General features: G+C 63.4%; 16 protein-coding genes. 2 read left to right on the top strand and 14 right to left on the bottom strand.

Annotated features, from left to right (window positions below):
* Positions 1-1682: condensation domain-containing protein (locus tag NOV21_RS05765; RefSeq protein WP_283171777.1), on the bottom strand; the 1682-nt coding region annotated here is incomplete at its 3' end.
* Positions 1683-1784: 102 nt separating this feature from the next.
* Here NOV21_RS05765 and NOV21_RS05760 point away from each other — a divergent pair.
* The gene (locus NOV21_RS05760; protein WP_283170242.1) at positions 1785-3359 is read left to right on the top strand and encodes a (2,3-dihydroxybenzoyl)adenylate synthase; all 1575 of its coding nucleotides are present in this window, start codon (positions 1785-1787) and stop codon (positions 3357-3359) included.
* Between the two features lie 344 nt (positions 3360-3703).
* On the opposite strand, the gene NOV21_RS05755 is transcribed toward NOV21_RS05760, so the two are convergent.
* The 5 genes from NOV21_RS05755 to NOV21_RS05735 all read right to left on the bottom strand — a co-directional run bounded on the left by NOV21_RS05755 (position 3704) and on the right by NOV21_RS05735 (position 9245).
* A complete protein-coding gene (locus NOV21_RS05755; protein ID WP_283170241.1) occupies positions 3704-6103 on the bottom strand; it encodes an L-threonylcarbamoyladenylate synthase in 2400 nt (799 codons plus the stop codon).
* On the bottom strand, positions 6100-7449 hold the full coding sequence (locus NOV21_RS05750; RefSeq protein WP_283170240.1) for an aminoacetone oxidase family FAD-binding enzyme: 1350 nt from the start codon (positions 7447-7449) through the stop codon (positions 6100-6102). Before NOV21_RS05750 ends, NOV21_RS05755 begins: the two co-directional genes overlap by 4 nt.
* A gap of 183 nt (positions 7450-7632) precedes the next feature.
* Positions 7633-8013, bottom strand: a complete 381-nt coding sequence (locus NOV21_RS05745) for a desulfoferrodoxin family protein (RefSeq protein ID WP_283170239.1) — start codon at positions 8011-8013, stop codon at positions 7633-7635.
* A 114-nt stretch (positions 8014-8127) separates the two neighbouring features.
* Positions 8128-8985 (bottom strand): prolipoprotein diacylglyceryl transferase, encoded by an 858-nt coding sequence (lgt, locus tag NOV21_RS05740; RefSeq protein ID WP_283170238.1) that lies wholly within the window; start codon positions 8983-8985, stop codon positions 8128-8130.
* A gap of 26 nt (positions 8986-9011) precedes the next feature.
* Entirely contained in the window at positions 9012-9245 is a 234-nt protein-coding gene (locus NOV21_RS05735) for a UDP-N-acetylmuramoylalanyl-D-glutamate--2,6-diaminopimelate ligase (RefSeq protein ID WP_283170237.1), read from the bottom strand.
* Positions 9246-9449: 204 nt separating this feature from the next.
* On the opposite strand from NOV21_RS05735, the gene NOV21_RS05730 reads away from it, so the two are divergent.
* The gene (locus NOV21_RS05730; protein WP_283170236.1) at positions 9450-9680 is read left to right on the top strand and encodes a NifU family protein; all 231 of its coding nucleotides are present in this window, start codon (positions 9450-9452) and stop codon (positions 9678-9680) included.
* A gap of 63 nt (positions 9681-9743) precedes the next feature.
* Here NOV21_RS05730 and NOV21_RS05725 read toward each other — a convergent pair whose 3' ends face one another.
* The 8 genes from NOV21_RS05725 to NOV21_RS05690 all read right to left on the bottom strand — a co-directional run bounded on the left by NOV21_RS05725 (position 9744) and on the right by NOV21_RS05690 (position 21108).
* Positions 9744-11213, bottom strand: a complete 1470-nt coding sequence (locus NOV21_RS05725; RefSeq protein ID WP_283170235.1) for an LCP family protein — start codon at positions 11211-11213, stop codon at positions 9744-9746.
* A gap of 9 nt (positions 11214-11222) precedes the next feature.
* Positions 11223-12500, bottom strand: a complete 1278-nt coding sequence (murA, locus tag NOV21_RS05720) for a UDP-N-acetylglucosamine 1-carboxyvinyltransferase (RefSeq protein ID WP_283170234.1) — start codon at positions 12498-12500, stop codon at positions 11223-11225.
* Positions 12501-12594: 94 nt separating this feature from the next.
* Positions 12595-13461 carry a translation elongation factor Ts gene (tsf, locus tag NOV21_RS05715; RefSeq protein ID WP_283170233.1) on the bottom strand — a complete coding sequence of 289 codons (867 nt, stop codon included), beginning with the start codon at positions 13459-13461 and terminating at the stop codon, positions 12595-12597.
* Between the two features lie 56 nt (positions 13462-13517).
* Positions 13518-14330, bottom strand: a complete 813-nt coding sequence (rpsB, locus tag NOV21_RS05710) for a 30S ribosomal protein S2 (RefSeq protein WP_283170232.1) — start codon at positions 14328-14330, stop codon at positions 13518-13520.
* A gap of 431 nt (positions 14331-14761) precedes the next feature.
* Positions 14762-16681, bottom strand: a complete 1920-nt coding sequence (gene pknB / locus NOV21_RS05705; protein WP_428978386.1) for a Stk1 family PASTA domain-containing Ser/Thr kinase — start codon at positions 16679-16681, stop codon at positions 14762-14764.
* 73 nt (positions 16682-16754) lie between these two features.
* Entirely contained in the window at positions 16755-19508 is a 2754-nt protein-coding gene (locus NOV21_RS05700; protein WP_283170230.1) for an FtsW/RodA/SpoVE family cell cycle protein, read from the bottom strand.
* Positions 19505-20695, bottom strand: coding sequence for a Stp1/IreP family PP2C-type Ser/Thr phosphatase (locus NOV21_RS05695; protein WP_283170229.1), 1191 nt, complete (start codon positions 20693-20695; stop codon positions 19505-19507). Before NOV21_RS05695 ends, NOV21_RS05700 begins: the two co-directional genes overlap by 4 nt.
* Complete coding sequence (locus NOV21_RS05690) at positions 20695-21108, bottom strand: FHA domain-containing protein (RefSeq protein WP_283170228.1); 414 nt, start codon at positions 21106-21108, stop codon at positions 20695-20697. The genes NOV21_RS05695 and NOV21_RS05690 overlap by 1 nt, the downstream gene beginning before the upstream one ends.
* Between the last annotated feature and the right edge of the window lies 1 nt (position 21109).

Below are 21109 nucleotides of genomic sequence, written 5' to 3'. Positions count from 1 at the left end.
TCCCCCCACCTCAGGGCGATGCGGCCGGGATCCTCGGCGGCGCGCTCGAAGAAGCCGGCGTGGATCGGCCCCGGGGCGGCGGGACGGGCGTCGCCCCGGGAGGCGCGCTCGTAGGAGGGGAGGAGCGCAAGCGGGAAGGGATCGCTCCAATCATGTCCACCGTAGTACTCGACAATCTGCTGATAATATGAAAACGCCTCTTCGATCATCCTTGCATCAAGGATCTCATCCACGAAATCCCACACGAAAAGGAGGCCTTGCTCCGTCTCATAGAGCTGATGGTCCAAGATGGTCTGCGGTGTTTCGGCAAGCATGTAGCTGAGGGTGCCTAGCGTTTCCCTTGTCCCCGCATCGATGAATTCGCCACCGATGTTGCTTGCAAATACCACGGGAGCAAGGCAGACTTCACCGCGCACGCGCGATAAGTCCGCAAGAACGCTTGTTCCACCGTATCCGCTATGGGCAGCATCTTCCCTAAAGCGACGTTGGATGCGTTGTACGAGCGCTCCCAAACTGTCGGCATTCGAGGTATCGGCTTCGAGGAGCATCAGCGAGCTGAAATCCGACACGATGGAATCGACACCCTCATCGATCGGCTTGCGATTATAGAGGGGCATATTCAGTAAGAAGTGACTCGTATTGCTCCAGATGGAAAGGACGTGCGCATACAAAGAGGCAACGGCCATGGGAAGCGTTACCCCCTGCAATTGCGCGCGAGCCATAAATGCCCGTGACCGCCTTTGACCGAGCACGAAGGAACGGCGGGTGAAATGAGGGACCGCCAGATCGGAGATGGGCGTCGTAAGAGGAAGATGCGGCGCGGCGGGCAGCTCTTCGATGCGGGTCGCCCAGTATGCCGCATCGCGATCGCTTGCTTCCTGCTCTTGCTCCTCCACATTGGCGCGATAACGCGTAAAAGTATACGTGAGGGCAGGCAGGGACTCACCCCGATAGAGTGCCGCAAGTTCACGCAGGACGATCTTGATGCTCATGACATCGGCTGCCAGAAGATCGATGCTCATGCACAAACGCGTTTGCCCATGAGGAAGCAACACCAGGCAGGAGTCGAAGACCACACCCGCTTCCACATCAAGCTTGCGATGGCTTAGGTCGGCACGTATACGGGCAAGCTGCCCTTCTGCATCATCCGCGCTCGAAAGATCGTATATCTCTAGGCCTTGCCAGGGCGTTTCCTTGAGAGGATACGCTACGCCTTCATCGGTGAACCGGGTCCGAAGCAAGGGGTGCCGTGCTGCTAATGCATAGAATGCACGTTCGAGTCGCTTGGGATCGAGCGCCTTTCCTTCGAATTCAAAGTAGGCATGGCATGAGGTACCTCCCAGCAGTTGGCTTTCATCGCGCCCGACAAAATACGCCTGTTGGACTTTGGTTAACTCAAACGATTCATCTGCTGCGGGCTGCTCTTCCGTTACAGTATCGCGACCATCAGACCGATCATTGCGATTTCGCTCGATGCTCTCCATCCATGCTGCCAACGTTGGATGGGCGATCATCTCAGCAAAGGTGATTGGCAGACCTTGCTTCGAAAGCAAGCCCGCTGCACGCATGATGTCGAGAGAACTCATTCCGTAAGAAACAAGATCAACCGTGGGATCATCAGGTAATTCTTCAGATCCAATAATGCTCTGTATGATTTCTCGCACCATTTCGTCGACAATCACTGAATCCCTTTCCCTCATGTATGGTTCAAACGACCGACACGGTATATACTTCGGTTAGGCAATTCTAACTAAAAAGTATTACCAGACAAGTGAAAGAGAAAAATGAAAAAGGACTTTATCGAATTTCCAAGTGAAAGAGCCCACCGCTATATCGGCGCAAACGCCTGGGAAGGCCAGGTATTTCGGACCCATTTCGACCGCTGGTGCAGCGACTTCGACCAGCGCGTTGCCCTTTGCACCCTATCGCAAACCATAACGTATGGCGAGCTGAAAGCCATGGTAAGAACCGTTGCAAGCCATTGCCTCACAAGAGGACACACGCCCCAGGAACGCATCGTCGTTCAGATGAGAAACGACATCCCTTCCCTTGCTGTTTTCTTCGGTGTCATGTACGCAGGCTGCATTCCCGCTCTTTCGCTCGGCTCCCATCAACACCGTGAGCTTGAACATATCGCCAAAGCATCTGGGGCAACTACGTGTTTTCTTCCTGATGAGCCAGATTTCGACCAGCTCAAACACTCGCTAACTTCAGGTACCGCATCGCTGGAGGTAATCGCCCATAGCAACCTCCTTCTTCCTCCCCCTTCGAAAATCCCCCTCCCTGATGCGGCTACGGGCGTCTCTCCGACGGCTCCGATGCTCCTGTTGCTATCGGGCGGGACAACGGGACTCCCCAAGCTCATTCCCCGCACGCATAACGATTACTTCTACAATTGCCGTCTCACGATCGGGCGCTGCAAACTCACATGCGATGACGTCTATCTCGCCGCACTTCCCATAGCCCACAATTTCCCGTTGAATAACCCGGGGATTCTGGGGACCCTTGCCACGGGTGGGCAGGTCGTCCTCGCCTCATCCCCTAGCCCTGATGAGGCATTCGCCCTTATCGAGCGCTATGGGGTAACGTTTACCTCACTTGTTCCCTCGCTTGCATCGCTGTGGGGCGAGGCTATCCAATGGTATTCGCCTGATCTTTCCTCGCTGCGATTGGTGCAGGTGGGTGGCGCTCCTTTCCCGCCCGCCCACTACGACCGTGCGGCAAGCGCATTCGGATGTTGGATACAGCAGGTATTCGGTATGGCTGAAGGGCTGATTTGCCTTACCGGAGAAAATGACCCTGCCGATCTAGCCCGCACGTATCAGGGGACACCCATCTCCCACCTCGACGAAATCCGCATCGTTGACGTTGAAGGAGATGAGGTGCCTGCTGGAGCAGAAGGCGAGCTCCTTGTTCGCGGACCGTATACCATCAATGGCTACTTCGCCAATCCGCAGGTCAACGCAAAATCATTCACCGACGATGGATTTTTCCGAAGCGGCGATCTTGCAACGTTTAACCCTCAAGGACAGCTCCGCATCACGGGAAGAATCAAAAACGTCATCAATCGGGGTGGCGAAAAAATATCGGGGGAAGAGGTCGAAGAGCTTGTCGAGCAAATACCCCATATTAAAGCGGCAGCCGCGATGGGGATTCCCGATTCTTTGCTCGGAGAGCGTATTTGCGTGTTCGTGGTCTGCGACGGCGGCGCTCCCACGCTCGCGCGGATGCGGGCGTATCTGAAAGGCTGCTCGGTCCCCGACTACAAGCTCCCCGACCAAATGATGGAAGTAGCGGCGCTTCCCACGACCGCCATCGGTAAAGTCGATCTTAAAAAGCTCAAGGCACTGGTATCGTAAATGCAGCGGCGACCATAGAAAAGCAAATTTTCCACTTGTGAAGCCAAGCGCAGGTCAGAGTATAGAGAACTTCTGCCCTGCGCTTCTGCTGGATATTCCAATGCGCCGTTTCCTTTCGAATACCCACCATGCGCGCGATCCATGTTGTTCAACCCCGTCCATACGGTCTCCCATATCGCGCGTCCGGTCGGCTTCAAGCAGGTGAGCACTTCAGCAAGGCGTTCAGGGAATGCATCGGCGCGACCCCGCCCGGCGGCGGGGGCGATGCGCCCCATAGGGCGAGACGGAAAGCGCTGCCAAAGACACGCACCGTGCCCCGGACACCCCGCAGCGGCCCCGATTGATCAACTCGAACATTTTTGGGATATCACCTTCACGTCGCCCTGCCGAATCACGCGCGGCCGCTCCCCCGTGCAATCGACCACGCTGGAAGAGACTCCGCTTGCGAAGACCCCCAAGGGGGAATCGACCACAGCAGCAGCCTGTTTCCGCACCCGCTCGTCCACTTCCGCCGTGGTTTGCACGGACCGGTCATGCGACATGTTTGCCGAGGTGGTCGCAAGCGGACATCCCGTTCTCTCGATGAGCTCTTGGGCGATTTTGCTCGCTGGAGCTCTCAGCGCGATGGTTCCCGCTGCGGAACTATAGGCGCGCGGTACCCGATCGCCCGCCTGGACAACGAGCGTAAGAGCGCCGGGCCAATGCGCCTGTGCAAGCTCGACCGCGTAGGAGAGGACGCCCTCACCGTATTCGAGCAAATCGCGCACCCCCGCCACGAGCCAAGCGATGGGCTTTCCGGAGTCACGCTGCTTGATGCGATGCAGGATCGCGGGGCTTTCGGCGAAATCGACGGCAACCCCCAATCCGACGACGGTATCGGTGGGAAACACCACCGGCTTGCCGGCCGCGAGCGCATGCACGGCGGCATCGATTTGGATATCGCGTACCAGCGCATCGGCGACGCGCATGCCGTCGGCCGCCGCGCTGACGATACCGCCCGCGTAGCCGGCGCCCTCGCCGCACGGGTATAGGCCGGAACCGCGAAAAGAACCGGAAGGCTCCGCCGGCGCATCCAAGCATCGCGCTTGCAACCGCTCGTCCCGCACGATGCGCACCGGGCTGCTGCTGCGGGATTCCGGAGCCGTCAATAGTGCATGCGGATCGGCAAACCCGTGCAGGCGCTTGTCGAACGCAGGAAGCGCCGCCGCCAACGTATCGCATATGAAGCCGGGCAGCACCGCATGCAAATCGCATGGCACGACGCCCCTCGGGTACGTGGGGGTCGCCACGTCCACCGGAGACTCGGATGTGCCTCCTGGGACGCGCCGTTTCGCTGCTCGCTGCGCCTCTACCGAGGCTCGTTCGTGCGCTGCACTGCTGCAATCTCTCACTGAAGAAAAATTTGCGGCGCAGACGGTCCCGAGGAGCGCATCCGAGCCCCCCGCAGCCAAAAACGAGCCCACCGACTGGGCGGGGGCGCTGTACGCCCCCCCTCCGGCAGCCCGCGCCGCCCGGTAGGCGCGCTGCTCGATGCTGCGCTGCAGGCGCACGCCCTCCAACGGATCCTCGCCCGGAAGGTCGTCGGGGTCGACGTTCACCAGCAGGGCCGCGTTGGCGTTCGCACCGTCGCGCGCGTGGACGCTCATGCCGTTGGTGACCACGCCGCCCGCCTCGCTTGCGGCGGCGACAACGGTGCCGCCCGGGCACATGCAGAAGGTGAACGCGCTGCGCTTCTCGCTCACATGGATTGCCATCTTGTAATCGGCCGCCCGGCCCGCAAGCGCCGGATGACGGGACGACTTTCCCCATTGGCTGCGGTTGATCAGCGACTGGGGATGCTCGATGCGCACGCCCATGGCGAACGGCTTGCGCTCGAGCGCGATGCCCTGCCGTTGCAACATCTCGTACGTGTCGCGCGCTGAATGGCCGGTTGCGAGCACAATGCGATCCACGACGATATCTTCCCGCACGCCATCCCGATCAAGCAACGTGGCCGAGGAAACACGATCCCCCTCGAAGAGGATGTCGACGAGCTGCGTGCGGAATCGAACCTCGCCTCCGAGCTCGACGATCTGCTCGCGCAGGGCGCGCACCACGCCGGGAAGCAGATCGCTGCCGATATGCGGCTTCGCCTCCCAGAGGATTTCTCGCGGAGCGCCGGCGTCGGCGAACCACTGCAATACGTACGGAGAGAACCGGTGCTTTACCCCGGTGTTCAGCTTGCCATCGGAGAACGTGCCCGCGCCGCCTTCGCCGAATTGGATGTTGGCCTGCGGATCGAGGGGCGCGCCCTCGTTGAAGGCATCGACGGCCTTCGCGCGATCTTCCACCGGCGCCCCCCGCTCGATGAGGAGGGGATGCAAGCCGGCTTTCGCCAGGTACAGGGCGCAGAACAGCCCCGCGGGACCGGTCCCCACCACCAGCGGGCGGGGTGCCGGCCTGCCGGGGGCATGGAACGCGAGGGGTGGTAGGACGTTGTGGACGGTCGCCCTGCCCGAGGCGATGGCGCGCGATTCACCTTCCGGCGATGCTAGCTCGACGTCGGCGTTGACGACGAAGTGGACGTCCGACTTCCTCCGGGCGTCCACGCTGCGCCGCACGACCTTCGCCGATTTGACTTCCCGTGCCGGAACGCCCAGATGGCATGCCACCGTTTCGATAAGCGCGCCCTCCGCCTGGGCCGCGCCGCCCCTCGACGCGCACTCATCGTCGAGGGCTATTCGAAGATTCGAGACCCGTATCACGCCCCGGCCCCGTCATCCTGAGCGGAGGAATCCTCTTCGCCGCCATGAGGGGAACGACCCCCGTCCTTCTCCGGCACCGCCTCTTCGCACGCGTGGCCCTCGGAGATGCGGACGTGCTTGGGGGCCGATGGATTCTCACGGTCGATGCAGCGGGGTCTCTCCGACGGCGAGGACGATGCCCCTTGCGCAACCGCGTGACCGGCGATGATCCCGCTTGCCCATGCCCAGTGCAGGTTGTAGCCGCCGCAGGGCCCGTCCACGTCGACGGCTTCGCCGGCGGCATGCAACCCCGGGGCATCCTTCACCGCCATGGTGCGCGGATCGATGCACGAAACCGCGATTCCCCCGCGGCGCACTTGGGCGAGCCTCGCGTCTCCGATGCCCCTCACCGTCAAGGGGAACGCCCGCCACGCCTCCTCGAAGGCAGCCAGGTCCCCCCTCCGGGGACGCGAGGCTTCCTGTATGCCCGCCGCGCGGAACACGGCGGCCGCCACCGGGGGGAGCAGCATGCCCGTCGTGAACTCCCGCCACGTGCGCGGCTCCAGCGAATCCAGTCGCTGGTGCAGAAACACCGGCCCGGTTGAGCGGTCGAGCGCAGGCGCGAAATCGACATGCACCGTCTGCCCCGGCTCGACGAAACGCGAGATGTTGAACGCGCAGATGCCCGAAATCCCGTACGAGCGGAAGGTGATCTCGCCTTCTTCGACAACGTCTTCCCACGTGAGAGCGCATTTCACCCGAATCTTGTCCAGCCCTCGCACTGCCCGCCCGTCGCAGGCGAGAGGTGCGAGGACCGGCCGAGCCGGCTCGACGGAGACGACATGAGGAACGAATTCCCCGGCGAGCCCGCCTCCCGTGCATACGATCACGCTGCGCGCGCGCAGCCGGCTTCCATCCTCGAATGAGATCGTCCAGACGTCCGCGTTGCGGCGCAGGAACCGTACGCGTTTCCCCGTGCGGGATTTCACATCCGCGCGGCGCGCCGCAGCCAGCAGCGCCTCGATCACGGCGGTCGATTTGTTGGGCTGGGGATATAGGCGGCCCTGCGCCTCTTCCCGCAGCATGATGCCGCAGCCCTCGAGGAATGCGCGCACCTGCTTGGGACGACAAGAGAGGAATGCCCGTCGCACGAAGTCCGCATTATGGTAATCCCATGCCGTCACATGGGAATTCGATATGTTGCAGCGGCCATCGCCCGTCGGGCGGATCGTTTCCGCCAGGCGATCGCGCGCTTCGATCACCACCGGGTGCGCGCCCGCACGCGCCGCGGAGATTGCCGCGGCAAGGCCCGCGGGCCCGCCCCCGATGATGGCGAGATCGATGCATTCTGTCGTCGTAGTAGCCATGGCGCCCACATTAGCACGAAAACCGTCTGACGAACCACTGGGACGGCAACCCGGTTCTCCGGCGATGCTCCGCATCCCTATGCCGGCGAATGCCGCAAGATCCCGACCGCCTGCGGATGCGGGAATCGCGACCGAAAAAAGGCCGCTCCAAAGAGCGGCCCCAAGCACGCGATCGTGCCCGTGTTAGATCTCGGCCTTCCATAGACCGTGCAGGTTGCAGTATTCGTACACGGCAACCGGCGCGTCGCCTTCGGCGACGGCGAACGTGGCCTCGGGGGCTTCGCCGGCAGACAGGTTGACAACCTGGTAGCCCTTCTTGGTTTCCAGCACGATGAACGCGATCAGGTGCTCTTCGGTCATGGGATGCGCGACGCTGCCCACGACGGCCTTCACGACGTTGCCCTCGACGGTGACGACGGGAACATGTTTTTCCTGGGCGGCATCGGTGGTATTGGCCTCGAGCTTCGCCATCTTCTCGCCGCAGCAGGACAGAGGGGGCTTCTTGTCGTACACCTTGATTGCAACGTTGCCGCAATGCAGGCACTTATAGAATTCCAGAGTCATTGGTCCTCCTTCATAGAACGCTAACCGTCTGCCCATGATACCTCAATTCGCACGAAGCCAGCCCCCGCACGGCGATGTGGGAGCAAGTGGCGCGAAACGCCATGCCAGCAGCGCTTATCCTTCGCGCGGGGCTCCCGGGGCCGGCCCGCCTTCCATCGGCGCGCCCTGCTGCGGCAGCTTCGCGCGGCGCGCCCACGCGATCACGCATATCCCCGCAAGGACGAGGGGCACGGAGAGCACTTGCCCCATGGTCAGCCAATCGGTGCCCAACAGGTACCCCAGTTGGCTATCGGGAAGGCGGACGAATTCGATGCTGAAGCGGCAGATGCCGTATAGCACCAGGAATGCCCCTATGAACGTACCCCGCGGGCGCGCCGGCACCCGGCGCGACAGGGCGAGCATCACGATGAATATGAGCGCGCCCTCGAGCAGAGCCTCGTACAATTGCGAAGGATGACGCGCAACGCTGCCCGCCGCGCCCCCGAACACGACCCCCCAGGGAAGGTCGGTCGGGGCGCCCCACAGCTCCCCGTTGATGAAATTGGCGCACCGCCCGAAAAATAGGCCCACCGGCGCGGCGATGGCACCCAGGTCGGCAAGCGTTGCGAAGGGGACGTGGCACAGGCGCGCAGCGACGCACCCCGAGACCAGCGCACCCGCCAGCCCCCCGTGGAAGCTCATGCCGCCCTGGCTGAACGCGAAGATATCCCACGGGTGGTTCAGGTAGTAGCCATCCCCGTAGAATACAACGTAGCCCAGGCGAGCGCCCAGAATGACCCCGACGATCACGCAGATGATGATGGTGAGCAGGGCATCCTCGTCCAGGTTGATGCGCCATCGTTTGGCGGTTTTCCATACGATAAGCGCAGCGAACGAAAACCCCAGGATATAGGCGATACCGTACCAGCGCACCGTCAGGGGCCCCAGCGACAGCGCGACCGGGTCTATGGCGTGGTAGATAGAGTTGAGCATGGAATTCCTTGGGATCGCGGGGAATCTTAGCAGCCGGCGGGGCGTTTTCCGCCCATGCCCGCCCCGACTTTATCGGCAGCAGCCTCGACCTCCGCGCGCAGCTCCTCGGGGATCGCGCATACCGCGGTCACTTGCGCGCCGCAACGGGGGCAGCGCAGCGTAAAGAGCGCGCCGGTGGCAGAGAGGGACAAGAGCGACTCGTAATCGGCCAAATCGAAATCGGTTGATCCGCACGCGGTGCATACGACTGGCGAAGACATGCGTCCCCTTCTTTCCTTGAGTGCGGCAAAGTGCAGATGAATCGCATTGTAGCAGTTCATGTCAAGCCATCCGGCTTACGAAGTCCAACGGCGGGGATCTCCGGCGGGCCGCCATCATTCTATCGGCACGGAAACATGCTCTCCGGCTGCCATCGACGTGTGCTAAACTTGCGCGCATACGAATACCGACAGAAGGGAAACACCATGGTCAATCGTGATGATGTAGTGGCAGTGCTCGAGCTCATCCGCCCCAGCCTGCAGGCAGACGGCGGCGACGTGAGGTTCGTCGACGTGAACGAAGGCGGTGTCGTGTCCGTCGAGCTGCAGGGTGCCTGCCAGGGCTGCCCCATGAGCCAGATGACGCTCGCCAACGGCATCGAGCGCATCTTGAAGGAGCGCGTCCCCGGCGTGACGCGCGTCGTGCCCGCCGAGTAAGCAGGTTCACGCACATCGAGCGATACGCGAAAGGGGTTCGCAGCCGCGGGCCCCTTTCCTATGCTATGAGGAGATCCAATCCGATCCGATGACCACCAGCACATCGGTGTCGAATGAATAATAGGTCCCAGCGTTCGACACGCGGCCCTGCCCCAATGCCGCCGCAACGGCCTCGGCCGCAACCTTTTCATCGGAGGACCGGTATATGATGAGCGTTTCCGTGTACACGGCGGTTTCGGTATTGCTCGGCTCGCCAACCCGGTAGCCGGCGTCGGAAAGCGTCGAGGCTGCCGCGGCGGCGGCTCCGACGATAGATGAGCCGTTGCGCACGGTGACCGAGACCTTGCCCGCATCCACGTCGGGAACGGTCGCGGCAACATCCAGCTCGCCGCCGGAGTTCACCGTATCCATGAGCGCGGAAAGCTCTTTCGATGAAACCCGGTAGTATTGCACGCCCCGGTCAGTCGTGAGCGTCCCCGGTATAAACGTGGAACGCACGGTGATGCCCTCCGCCTTGCCGAAGGGCGCGAGGAGCGACGAGATGCCCGCATACGTCAGGTCCGTTTTGAAGTATCCGGCGATGGCATCGAAGGTGGCGGCGGAGCCCAGGCCGCCGGTATCGAGCAGCTTCCGGAGCAGAGACTGGGCAACGCCCGCCTGCACGGCAGCCTGCGTCGCCTCGGGCGTGGCGTAGTTGGTCGCCCGGACCGCCTCGAGCGCGCCCTTTCCATCGAGAGGCTGCTCGCCCGCCGGCATGTACGCGGTTCCAGCGCGCGGATCGTCGATCTCCTCCGGCAGCGTGACCGTAACCCCGCCGAGCGCATCGACAAGGGCGACGAAACCGTCCTTGTCTATCTTCGCGTAATGCGCGATCTTCACGCCGGCGAGATCCTGCACCGCCTTGATGAGCTCGGCGTCGCCGCCGACGGTCTGCGCTTCGCTGAGGTGGTGGTTCTTCCCGTCGGAAAGCGACACAAGCGCATTCGGGGGAACCCACACGAATGTGACCTGCGCGCTCGCGGGATCGACGCGCATGAGCTCAAGCAGATGCGGCCCGTCGTAGGCGACCCCCGGGGCATCGTACTCCCCCGCGAACAGGACCCAGTACGGGTCGGTCTCGTTCTTGGCCTCAGCAAGCTGGGCGATGGCATCCCCGTCGTTGAGGGCCATCTTGCTGTCGACGGAATGCCCGTACACGAAGGATGCCACACCGAAGACCAGGAGCGCGGCGATGGCGGCGACGGCGATGGCGAGGATGGCCCGGTTGCGCTTGCGCTTGCGCCGCTCCGCCTTTGCGTGATCGCGTATATGCGACCTGCGCGAGAAGTCGGCAGCGCTTTCGCGGGTCGAGGTGCGGGGGATCACGTGCGAAATCTCCCCATGGAGGGCGCGAGCCTGCCGTCTCTGGTCGCCGAACCGCACCTTCGTGCGCTTGGCGCGCAGGCTTTCGCGCTGCACGTGGCTGCCGATGGTTTGCTGGCGGATCTGCCGGCTGCGGGCATTCGATTTCCGGCGCTGCTGACGGTCGGACATGGGATCTTCCTACACGCTCTCCACGACCCGGCGCTCGACGTTCGCGCCGACTCCCGACAACTTGCCGACGTAGTCCTCGTATCCGCGATCGATGTGCGCGATCTTCCGCACGACGGTCTCCCCTTCGGCGGCAAGGCCCGCCAGCACGAGCGCCGCCCCGGCGCGCAGGTCGGTGGACACCACCGGGGCGCCTTGAAGCCGCTTCACACCGCGCACGAGGGCATGGTGGTCGTCTATGGTGATATCCGCGCCCATGCGGGCGATCTCCGCCGCGAACATGAAGCGGTTCTCGAACACGTTCTCGGTGATGACGGAATTGCCCTCCGCGAGCGCGCATAGCAGCATGAACTGGGCCTGCAAATCGGTGGGAAATCCCGGATGGGGCAGCGTCTGGATGTCGACCGCCTGCAGCGGGCCGGTCCGGCGCAGCGTGATCAGGTTGTCGCCCGTCTCGATCTCGCACCCCATGGCGCGGAGCTTGACCAACGCCATGCGCAGATAGGCTGGTTTGATGCCCAAAACCGTGATGGGGCCGCCCAAGAGCGCACCGCCCACCAGGTACGTACCCGCCTCGATGCGGTCGCCCACCGTGGTGTGCTCACACGGATGCATGTCCTCGAGCGCGACACCCTCGATGCGGATGGAGGAGGTGCCGGCGCCCTCCACATGCGCGCCCATGGCGTTGAGCATGTTGGCCAAATCCTCGATCTCGGGCTCGCAGGCGGCGTTGTCGATGGTGGTGGAGCCCTTCGCAACCACGGACGCCATCATGGTGTTCTCCGTGGCGCCCACGCTGGGGAATTCCAGGACGATGCTCCCGCCATGCAAACCGTTCGGGGTGGTGGCGACCAGGTAGCCGTGGTCCATCTCGAAGGACACGCCCAGCTGCTGAAGGCCCACCAGGTGCATGTCGATCTGGCGCGCGCCGATCTGGCAACCGCCCGGCATGGCCACATGGGCCCTGCCGAAGCGCCCGACCAGCGGCCCCAGGGAGGAGATGCTCGCACGCATGCGGCTGACCAGCTCGTACGGAGCGTCGTACTTGTTCACCGTGCCGGTGTCCACGATCATGTCGTGCCCATCGCGCTGCACGGTGGCGCCCAGGGCCTCCAGCACCTCGCCCATGAGCTCGATGTCGGAGATGTTCGGCACATTGTGCAGCACCGTCTTGCCCTGACCCAAAATGGAGGCGCACATCAGTTTCAAGGCGGAATTCTTCGCGCCCGATATGTTGACAACACCGGAGATCCGAGGCGTCTCGCGCGCGATGATGACCTCTTCAGCCATGCATCCTCCCCCTTCTTGCTTTTACTTGATTATACACAGAGCGACCGCCCGCATCGGACGGCCGCTCCAACGTGCAGACGTGGCAGGTCAGCGCCTAGTCGCCAAGAGCGATGCGCGCGAAGTCGACGACGGAGATCTCGTCGCCCAGGTCTTTGGCGACCTTCTTCACGTACGCGCCCACGGACAGGTCGCTATCCTTCACGAAATCCTGCTCCAGGAGGCAGGACTCCTTGTAGAACTTGTGCATGCGGCCTTCCGCGATCTTCTGCTGGATGTTCTCGGGCTTGCCGGACTCGGCGGCCTGAGCAACGTAGATCGCCATCTCATGCTCGCGGATCTCAGCAGGGACGCTCTCGGAGTCGATGGAGACCGGATTGAGGGCGGCGATCTGCATGGCAACATCCTTGCCCATGGCGAGGAAGCGCTCGTCGGCAGCGGTGGCCTCATCGCCGAACTTGAAGGACACCAGGACGCCGATCTTGCCGTTCATGTGGATGTAGGGGACCAGGGCGCCCGTGCCCTCGACCGTGAGTCGCTTGAAGTTGGCGATCTGCATGTTCTCGCCGATCACGTGGATGGCCTCGGTAAGCTCGTCCTGAACCTTCGCGCCTTTGTACTCGCTGGCGAGCAGCGCTTCCACGTCGGCGGGGTCGTTTTCCACGACGGCGTTGGTGAAGAACTCGACGTAGCTCTGGAACTTGTCGGTGAGCGCGACGAAGTCCGTCTCGCAGTTGATCTGGCAGACGGCGCCGACGGCGCCCTCCACCACCGAGTTGACGCGGCCTTCGTTGGTGGCGCGACCGGCCTTCTTGGCGGCTGCGGCAAGACCGCGCTTGCGCAGCTCGTCTACGGCGGCGTCCAAGTTGCCATCGGTTTCGACGAGGGCCTTCTTGCATTCCATCATGCCCGCGCCAGTCATCTCGCGAAGCTGCTTGACCAGGGCGGCGGTGATCTGTGCCATGTTTTTTCCTTTCTGTCAGCGGGAAACCCGCATGCGGTTTGCGTGGAAGACGGTTGCTATTCGGCTGCGGGAACCTCGGGAGCCGCCTCCTCGGCGGCCGGGGCGGCATCGACGGCCGGGGCGGTCTCGGCGACCGGGGCGGTCTCGGCGACGGCTTCGCCTTCGGTCATTTCCTCGAGCGTGACCGGGGCGCCGATGCCCGCGATCACCGCATCGGCGACGAACTCGCAGAACAGTTTGACGGAGCGGATCGCGTCATCGTTTGCGGGGATGCCGTAATCGACTTCGTCGGGATCGCAGTTGGTGTCGATGGTGCCGATGATGGGGATGCGCAGCTTGTGGGCCTCGGCCAGGGCGATGAGCTCGCGGTTGGTATCCACGACGAAGATCGCATCGGGGATCTTCTTCATGTTGCGGATGCCGTTGAGGTTGGTCTGCAGCTTGGTCAGCTCCTTGTGCAGCAGGATCTGCTCCTTTTTCGGCAGAAGCTCCATGCGGCCGTCGGCATCCATGGCCTCGAGCTCCTCCATGCGCTGCACACGGCTGCGGATGGTGACGAAGTTCGTGAGCATGCCGCCGAGCCAACGGGCGTTCACGTAGGGCATGCCGCAGCTGTTGGCAGCCTCGGCGATGCTCTCCTGGGCCTGCTTCTTGGTGCCCACGAACAGCACCGTGCCGCCGTTCGCGGCGATATTGCGCACGAAGGTGTACGCTTGGTCCATGCCGACCAGCGTCTTCTTCAGATCGATGATGTAGATGTCCCCGCGATGGCCGAAGATGTACGGCTTCATTTTCGGGTTCCAGCGACGGGTCTGATGCCCGAAGTGCGCGCCTGCTTCCAGCAGGGTCTGGATAGAGATCTTCTCCATGGTTCGCTCCATTCGTTAGTCCTCTGCGATCGTTCTTCCCCGTCCCGCAGCCTTTTCCAAGTGGCCACTAGCAGGAGCGAGTCCCGATGCGCATGTGTGATAAGAAACATGCGTATGATACGCCGCCACCTCGCATCCCACAAGCCCGGTCGGGAGATGCGCCACAGTTTGAGCACACCCGCCCGCCCTCGGTTTGTTGCGAATACAACCTACCACCCCCACCCCCGCTCGCCTGCCCCCCGCCGCCGGCGGCCCGAGCGCAAGGCCCTTTTGACGGGGCTGGATCCCGATGGGAGATGGCTGCGCCCCGGCCCTCCGCCCCCGGCGCGATGCCCCGATTCTCGCTGCCACATGAAAAACCTCCCGCTCCCCGAACCCGGGAAACGGGAGGTCCCCACCTGCGTGCTGCCACACCGCTTCAGGGAGCGGCTTTAACTGGAGCCGGATGACGCCGAATTCGACGTGCCGCTCTTCGACGACCCGGAGGTCGACGTGCTCTTGGCCGGCCCGGTGCTCACCGTGATGGTGACCGTTGAGCCCGACGTGTACTGGTCGATCACGTACCCCTGCTCCACCGTGCTGCTGGCAGCCTCGGCGACCTTCACGGTGAAACCGGCGGATTGCAGGTTCGCCGTCGCCCGCGACTGGCTCTGGCCGATCACATCGGGGGCTTCCGGCGAGCCAGAGCTGACCACGATGGCGACCGTGGTCCCCTTCGCAACCTTCGTGCCGCTCGACGGGTTCTGAGAGACCACCTTGCCCTTCGAAACGGAGGTGGACGCTTGCTCGGACACCTTGCCCAGGGCGAAGCCGGCTTCCTCGAGCGCTTCGGAGGCTTCCTCCTCGGTCATGCCGGACAGATTCGGCACCTCGGTGGTCTCGGAGCCCTTGGACAGGATGAAGGTGACCGTGCTTCCGGCATCCACCTTCGTGCCGCTCGAAGGTTCGGTGCGGATGGCCTCGCCCTCGGCGATGGTGTTGGAATACTCGCTAGCTCCCTCCTTGCCCGTAAGGCCCACGCGGGAAAGCGCCTGCTGCACCTCGCGCGCCGTCATGCCCGACACATCGGGGACGGCCACCTGGTCCTTGCCCTTGCTCACCGTCAGATTGACCGGGCTGCCTGCTTCGAGATTCGATCCGGCGGCGGGATCGGAGCTGATGACCCTTCCCGACTCGACGTTGGCATCGTACACCTCGGTGGTGGTTCCCAGCACGTAACCGCTCGATTGCAGGAGCACGGTCGCCTCGGGAACCGTCTTCCCCTTGACATCGGGCACCGTCTTGCTCGCCGCCATCCCGGAGGCAAACGCCGCGATGGCGATCAGCACGAGGGCGACCGCGGCGATGATGGCGATGATGGCGCCCTTCTTTTTCTTTTCCCCCGATGCCTTGGAGGCATCGGCGACCATGGTGTGCGATTGCGACGATGCGCCCCCCTCGATCGCGGGCATGACCGAGGTGCTGCTGGGCGCGGGATGCGGGGCCGCATACCCTGCATCCATCATCCGCGTGCCGTCGGGCTCGACATTGACCGGACGTCCCGCCAGGTAGTCGGTCAGGGCGGTCTTCATGTCGTTCACCGTGGCGAAGCGCGCCAAGGGGTCCTTCTCCAGCGCGCGCATGATGATGGCTTCCAGGCCCGGGTCGATATCCGGCTTGACCTGGCTGGGCGGCACCGGGTACTCGCTCACCTGCTTCATGGCGACGCTGACGCTGTCGGGCCCGTCGAAGGGCAGCTGGCCCGTCACCGCCTCGTACAGCACGACGCCCAGCGAGTAGATATCGCTCGAGGCGGTGAGCTCCTTGCCCTGCGCCTGCTCGGGAGAGATGTAATGCGCAGTGCCGAGAACGGCGCTGGTCTGGGATTTCACCGAGTTCTTCGCACGGGCGATGCCGAAGTCCATCACCTTAACGTTGCCATCGGGCTGGACCATGATGTTCTGCGGCTTGATGTCGCGGTGGATGATATCCTGATGATGCGCCACGGACAGCGCCTTGCACACCTGCGCGCCGATTTCGGCGGCCTTCCGCTGGGTAATCGCACCGCGCGTTTGGATGGCCGTCTTCAAATCGGAACCGCGCACATACTCCATGACGATGTAATACGTGCCCTCGTCCTGCCCCCAGTCGTACACGTTCACGATGAAGGGGCTTTGCAGGTTGGCGGCAGAGGCCGCTTCTTGGCGGAAGCGGAGGGTGAATTCCGAATCGGCGGCATATTGCGGCAGCATCACCTTGACAGCCACGATGCGGCCGAGAACTTGGTCTTGCGCACGGTAAACTTCCGCCATGCCGCCGATGCCTATGCGCTCGGTGATCTTGTAGCGGTTATTTAATACCCTGCCGATCATGTTTCCGTTCACGTATATGCTCCTTTTGGATACATGCTAGCGGGAATTGGGGTTGCCCCGTAGCATAACCTATTTACCGTACGCCTTGCACGCTCAAAGCGGTCTTCAACACATTATTCGCTCGCGTTGCCGCGTTCGTTCCCGTATCGCCGGCCTGCTCCAGGACGATCGCGATCACGACCTTGCAATCGTCGGTCGGTCCCATGCCCACGAACCAGCTGTCATCATGGGCTTTGCCGGTCTGCGCGGTACCGGTCTTGCCGGCGATGTCCATGCCCGCAATCGCCGCACCGGTGCCCGTCCCCTGATCGACAACGCCCTGCAGCACGTCGCGCGTGCGGCGGGCCGTCTCGATGGATATCGCGTTACCCAGCGATGTCGGGCTCGTCGTGCTCACACGCTCGCCCGTGGCATTGTAGATGCTGTCCACCAGGTACGGTTGCAGCAGCTCGCCGTCGTTGGCGATGGCTTGGCCCACCATGGCCATCTGCAGCACGCTTGTCTGGGGACCGGCGGGACTTGCATGCTCGCCCACCGGCTGCCCGCACGCGGCCCACGCGGTTTCCCACACGGTCATCTCGTTAGCCGCCGGCATGAGCGATGTGGAGAGGGGGAGGTCGAACGAGATCTGGGCGTTGAAGCCGAACGCTGCGGCGCTGCGCACCAGCAAATCCGATCCGATTTGCTGGCCAACCTGGCCGTACACCGTATTCGACGAGAGCTCCGTCGCCCGACGCAACGTCAGGTTGCCGTAGGCGGTGTTGTTGAAGTTGGTGATGGGCGCGTTGCCTATATCGATGCTGGCGGGACTCGAATACACCGTGTCCTCGCTGGCGATGCCGTTCTGCAGCGCCGTGGCAAGCGAAACCATCTTGAAGGTGGAGCCGGGGGCATACAGCGCTTGGGTGGCTCGGTTGTACAGCGCATCCTCCTCCGACCCGTTCGCCAGTATGTCCGCGAAATCGCCGGCATCATAGGTCGGGCTGCTGGCGAGCGCGAGAACCGCACCCGTCTCCGAATTCAGCACCACGCACGCCCCCGAATAGCCGTCGAGCGCATCCTGCGCAGCTTGCTGGACGTCGGAGTCGATGGTGAGCTTAACGTCGTTGCCCGGCACCGAAACGCCCGCATAGCTGTTGATCGCATCCAGGAACGTGGCGAAGCCGGTGGATCCGGTGAGCGTGTCGTTATACGCGGATTCGATGCCCGCCGTGCCGTATACCGCCGAATAGTATCCGATCACATGGGCCGCGAGGGGGCCTGCCGGGTATACCCGCGAGTAGGTGCCGTCGCTGTTCTGGACGCTCTTGGCGAGCACCGTGCCATCCTTGGTGGAGATGGTGCCGCGTTCGCTCTGCTCCGAACGCGCGGCCGTGTGGTTGTTGGTGGGCAGGTTGTGATAGTAGTCCGCATCCACCACCATGAGCATGGTGGTGTTGGCGATCAGGACCGCGTACAGGATGCTGATGAACACCACCAGGCCCGTGAGCCGCTTGCCCAACGCCACGCGCCCGAGCACGCTGTTGGAATGCACATGGGACGTGGCCCCCGCGACCTCGGATTCCACGCCGGTGGCCTGGTTGCCGCAGGCAAGCAGCATGCCCACCGATATGAAGCTCGCCAACAGGCTGCTGCCGCCTTGGCTGACGAAGGGGAGCGTGAGGCCGGTGAGCGGGATGAGGCGGGTGACGCCGCCCGCGATGATGAACGCCTGCAAGACGATAGAGCATGTAAGACCTGTGGCGATGAGCGAGCTCACATCGCTTTTCGCACGCGCCGCGGTGACGATGCCGCGCACGGCGAAGCACACGTACAGAAGGAGCAGTCCCGCCGCGCCCAGAAGGCCCGATTCCTCCGCGATGGCGGCGAAGATGTAATCGCTCTCGACCACGGGGATCTTATCGCACATGCCGCGGCCGATGCCCACGCCGAACAGCCCGCCGTCCGCCATGCTGTAAATCGCCTGGCACAGCTGGTATCCGGTTCCCGCGACGTCGGCAAAGGGATCGAGCCACGTGGAAACGCGCACCTGCACGTGGGAGAACGCCGACCAGGCGATGACGGCGCCGATGGCGGCGAGGACCATGCCGACCACCACGTAGCTCTTCTTGCCCGTCGCCACGTAGAGCATCGAGAGGAACACGAAGAACACCACGAGCGCGCTGCCAAGGTCCTTCTCGAATATGACCACGAGCATGGACAGGCCCCACATGAGCACGATGGGGAGCAGCGTGCGCAAGTCGGGGACATGCACGGGGCCGACTTTCCATGTGAATATGGAGAGCATCTCGCGGTTCGAGGCGAGATAACCCGCCAGGAACAGCACGATGAATATCTTCGCCAGCTCGCCCGGCTGGAACGAGAACGACCCCAGATGGAGCCATATGCGGCTGCCGTACTGCTCGTTGCCGATCACCGGCAGCAGCGGGGAGAGCAGAAAGAGGATGCCCACGAGCATGAGCGTGTATTTGTAGTCGGAGGCGCGATCGATGCCGCGGAGGAACACCATCACCGCGATCATGCACATGACCGAAAGGAACAGCCACATGACCTGGTTGACCGCCGAGGCGGGGGCCAGGCGCGTGACGTAGGCGATGCCGATGCCCGAAAGCGCGAACGCGATCGGGAGGATGGCGGGGTCGGCCGCCGGCGCCCATCTGCGCACGGCGAGGTGGGCCACGGTGAACGTGGCGAAAATCCCCAGGGGGACTCCCAGCGTCTCCACCGAGAGCGCCGCCCCCTTGTTCATGACGATCATCGCATACAGCAGCACGACCACCGGGGCGGCCGCCAGCAGGAGAAGCAGTTCGGTGTTGCGGCGGGTCATCGGGCGCCGCCCGGCAACGCGGAGGATGACGAATTCGATCTCGCGCCCGTTGAGGCGCTCGACGAAGAGGAGCTTGCCGCTGCCGAGGAGGCGGAAGCCGCCTCCTCGGCGATTTGAGTCTGGTAATCGGAGATCAGACCGTCGGCCTGCTCCATGCTGTCGCACATGATGACGCCCTGCTTCAGTCGGTTCGCGACGCCCGGCTGCAAATCGTCCACCCTCACCGTGGTGATATGGTCGAGCTTCGAAAGCTCTTTTCCGAACACCCGGCTGTCCACGCCGCGGTACACCGCCACGTAGCCGTTCTCCGCCTTGAGGTAGGCCATCCCCTGCGTGTAGTTGTACACGCCGCCGATAATCCCGAACACGACCGCCACCAGGGCGAGGGCGATGATCGCCGCCCATGCGCGGCCGTGGCGGCGCTCCTTCTTCACGCGTTCTTCGGTGTTGCCCTCCACGTCCGCCACCACGACGGTCACGTTATCAAGACCCCCCGCCGCGATCGCCTCGTTCACCAGGATGCTCGCCGCCCGCTGCGGATCGCGCGTGCGGTTCAAGATCGATTCGATCCGATCGTCCTCGAGCATGGTCGTCAGGCCGTCGGAGCACAGCAGCAGCCGATCCCCGGCGCTGACGTTGATCTCGTACAGATCGGGCTGCATGTCGGGGTCGCTGCCCAGAGCGCGGGTGATCACCGATCGCTGCGGGTGGACGCGGGCTTCCTCGTGCGTGAGCTCGCCCGCCTCGATCATGTCAGCCATCAGGCTGTGATCGCGGGTGATCTGCTGCATGGCGCCTTGGTGCAGCAGGTAGGCGCGGCTGTCGCCCACCTGGGCGAGGGCGAGACGCTCGCCTTCGAGGACCGCCGCCGTCATGGTGGTGCCCATGCCGCCGCGACCCTCTTCCTGCGCGGCGTTGATCACGTCGTAGTTCGCGCGAACGACGGCATCCCCCAGCGCCTTCGTGTCGGCGGTGGCGGGCGCGAGCGCCGCTAGCGTGCGAACCGCGATCTCGCTGGCGACTTCGCCCGCGGCATGGCCCCCCATTCCATCCGCCACCGCGTATAGCGGCGGTGCGACGACGAGGCTGTCTTCGTTATGGTCGCGCACGCATCCGATGTCGGTACGGCTGCCGAACCGCACCGGTGAGCGCCGGCGGCCGGTCTGCGCGCTCGGTCGTCCTGCCATTATGCGAACCTCACGCGAATCGCCACGTCGCCGATGGTGACGACATCCTTGTTGCGCAGCGCCGTGGGCTCGAAGATGCGCTGGCCGTTCACCGTGGTCCCGTTGGTGGAACCCAGATCCTCAACGAACAAATTCTGCCCCATCAACGTGAACCGTGCATGCCGCCCGGATACGTAGCCGGCTCCGATGACGATGTCCGCGCCGGGATTGCGCCCGACGATCACCGGGCCGTGTACGGCGATCTGCACGCCGCGCAGCTCCTTGGGACCCCGCTCGACGGCGATGGTCCAACTCTTCTCCTTTTTGCGTTGGCCGCGCACAAGGCCGATCCCGGTCTTCATGATGGCGAACAGGAACAGGTACAGCAGCGCGACGAACAGCAGCCGTCCGACCAGCAGCGTAATGTCTACCATG

This window comes from Curtanaerobium respiraculi, assembly GCF_024609215.1.
Lineage (GTDB): Bacteria > Actinomycetota > Coriobacteriia > Coriobacteriales > Eggerthellaceae > Curtanaerobium > Curtanaerobium respiraculi.
The sequence above is the reverse complement of the archived record's forward strand: the minus strand, read 5'-3'. Positions and strand labels throughout refer to the sequence as shown.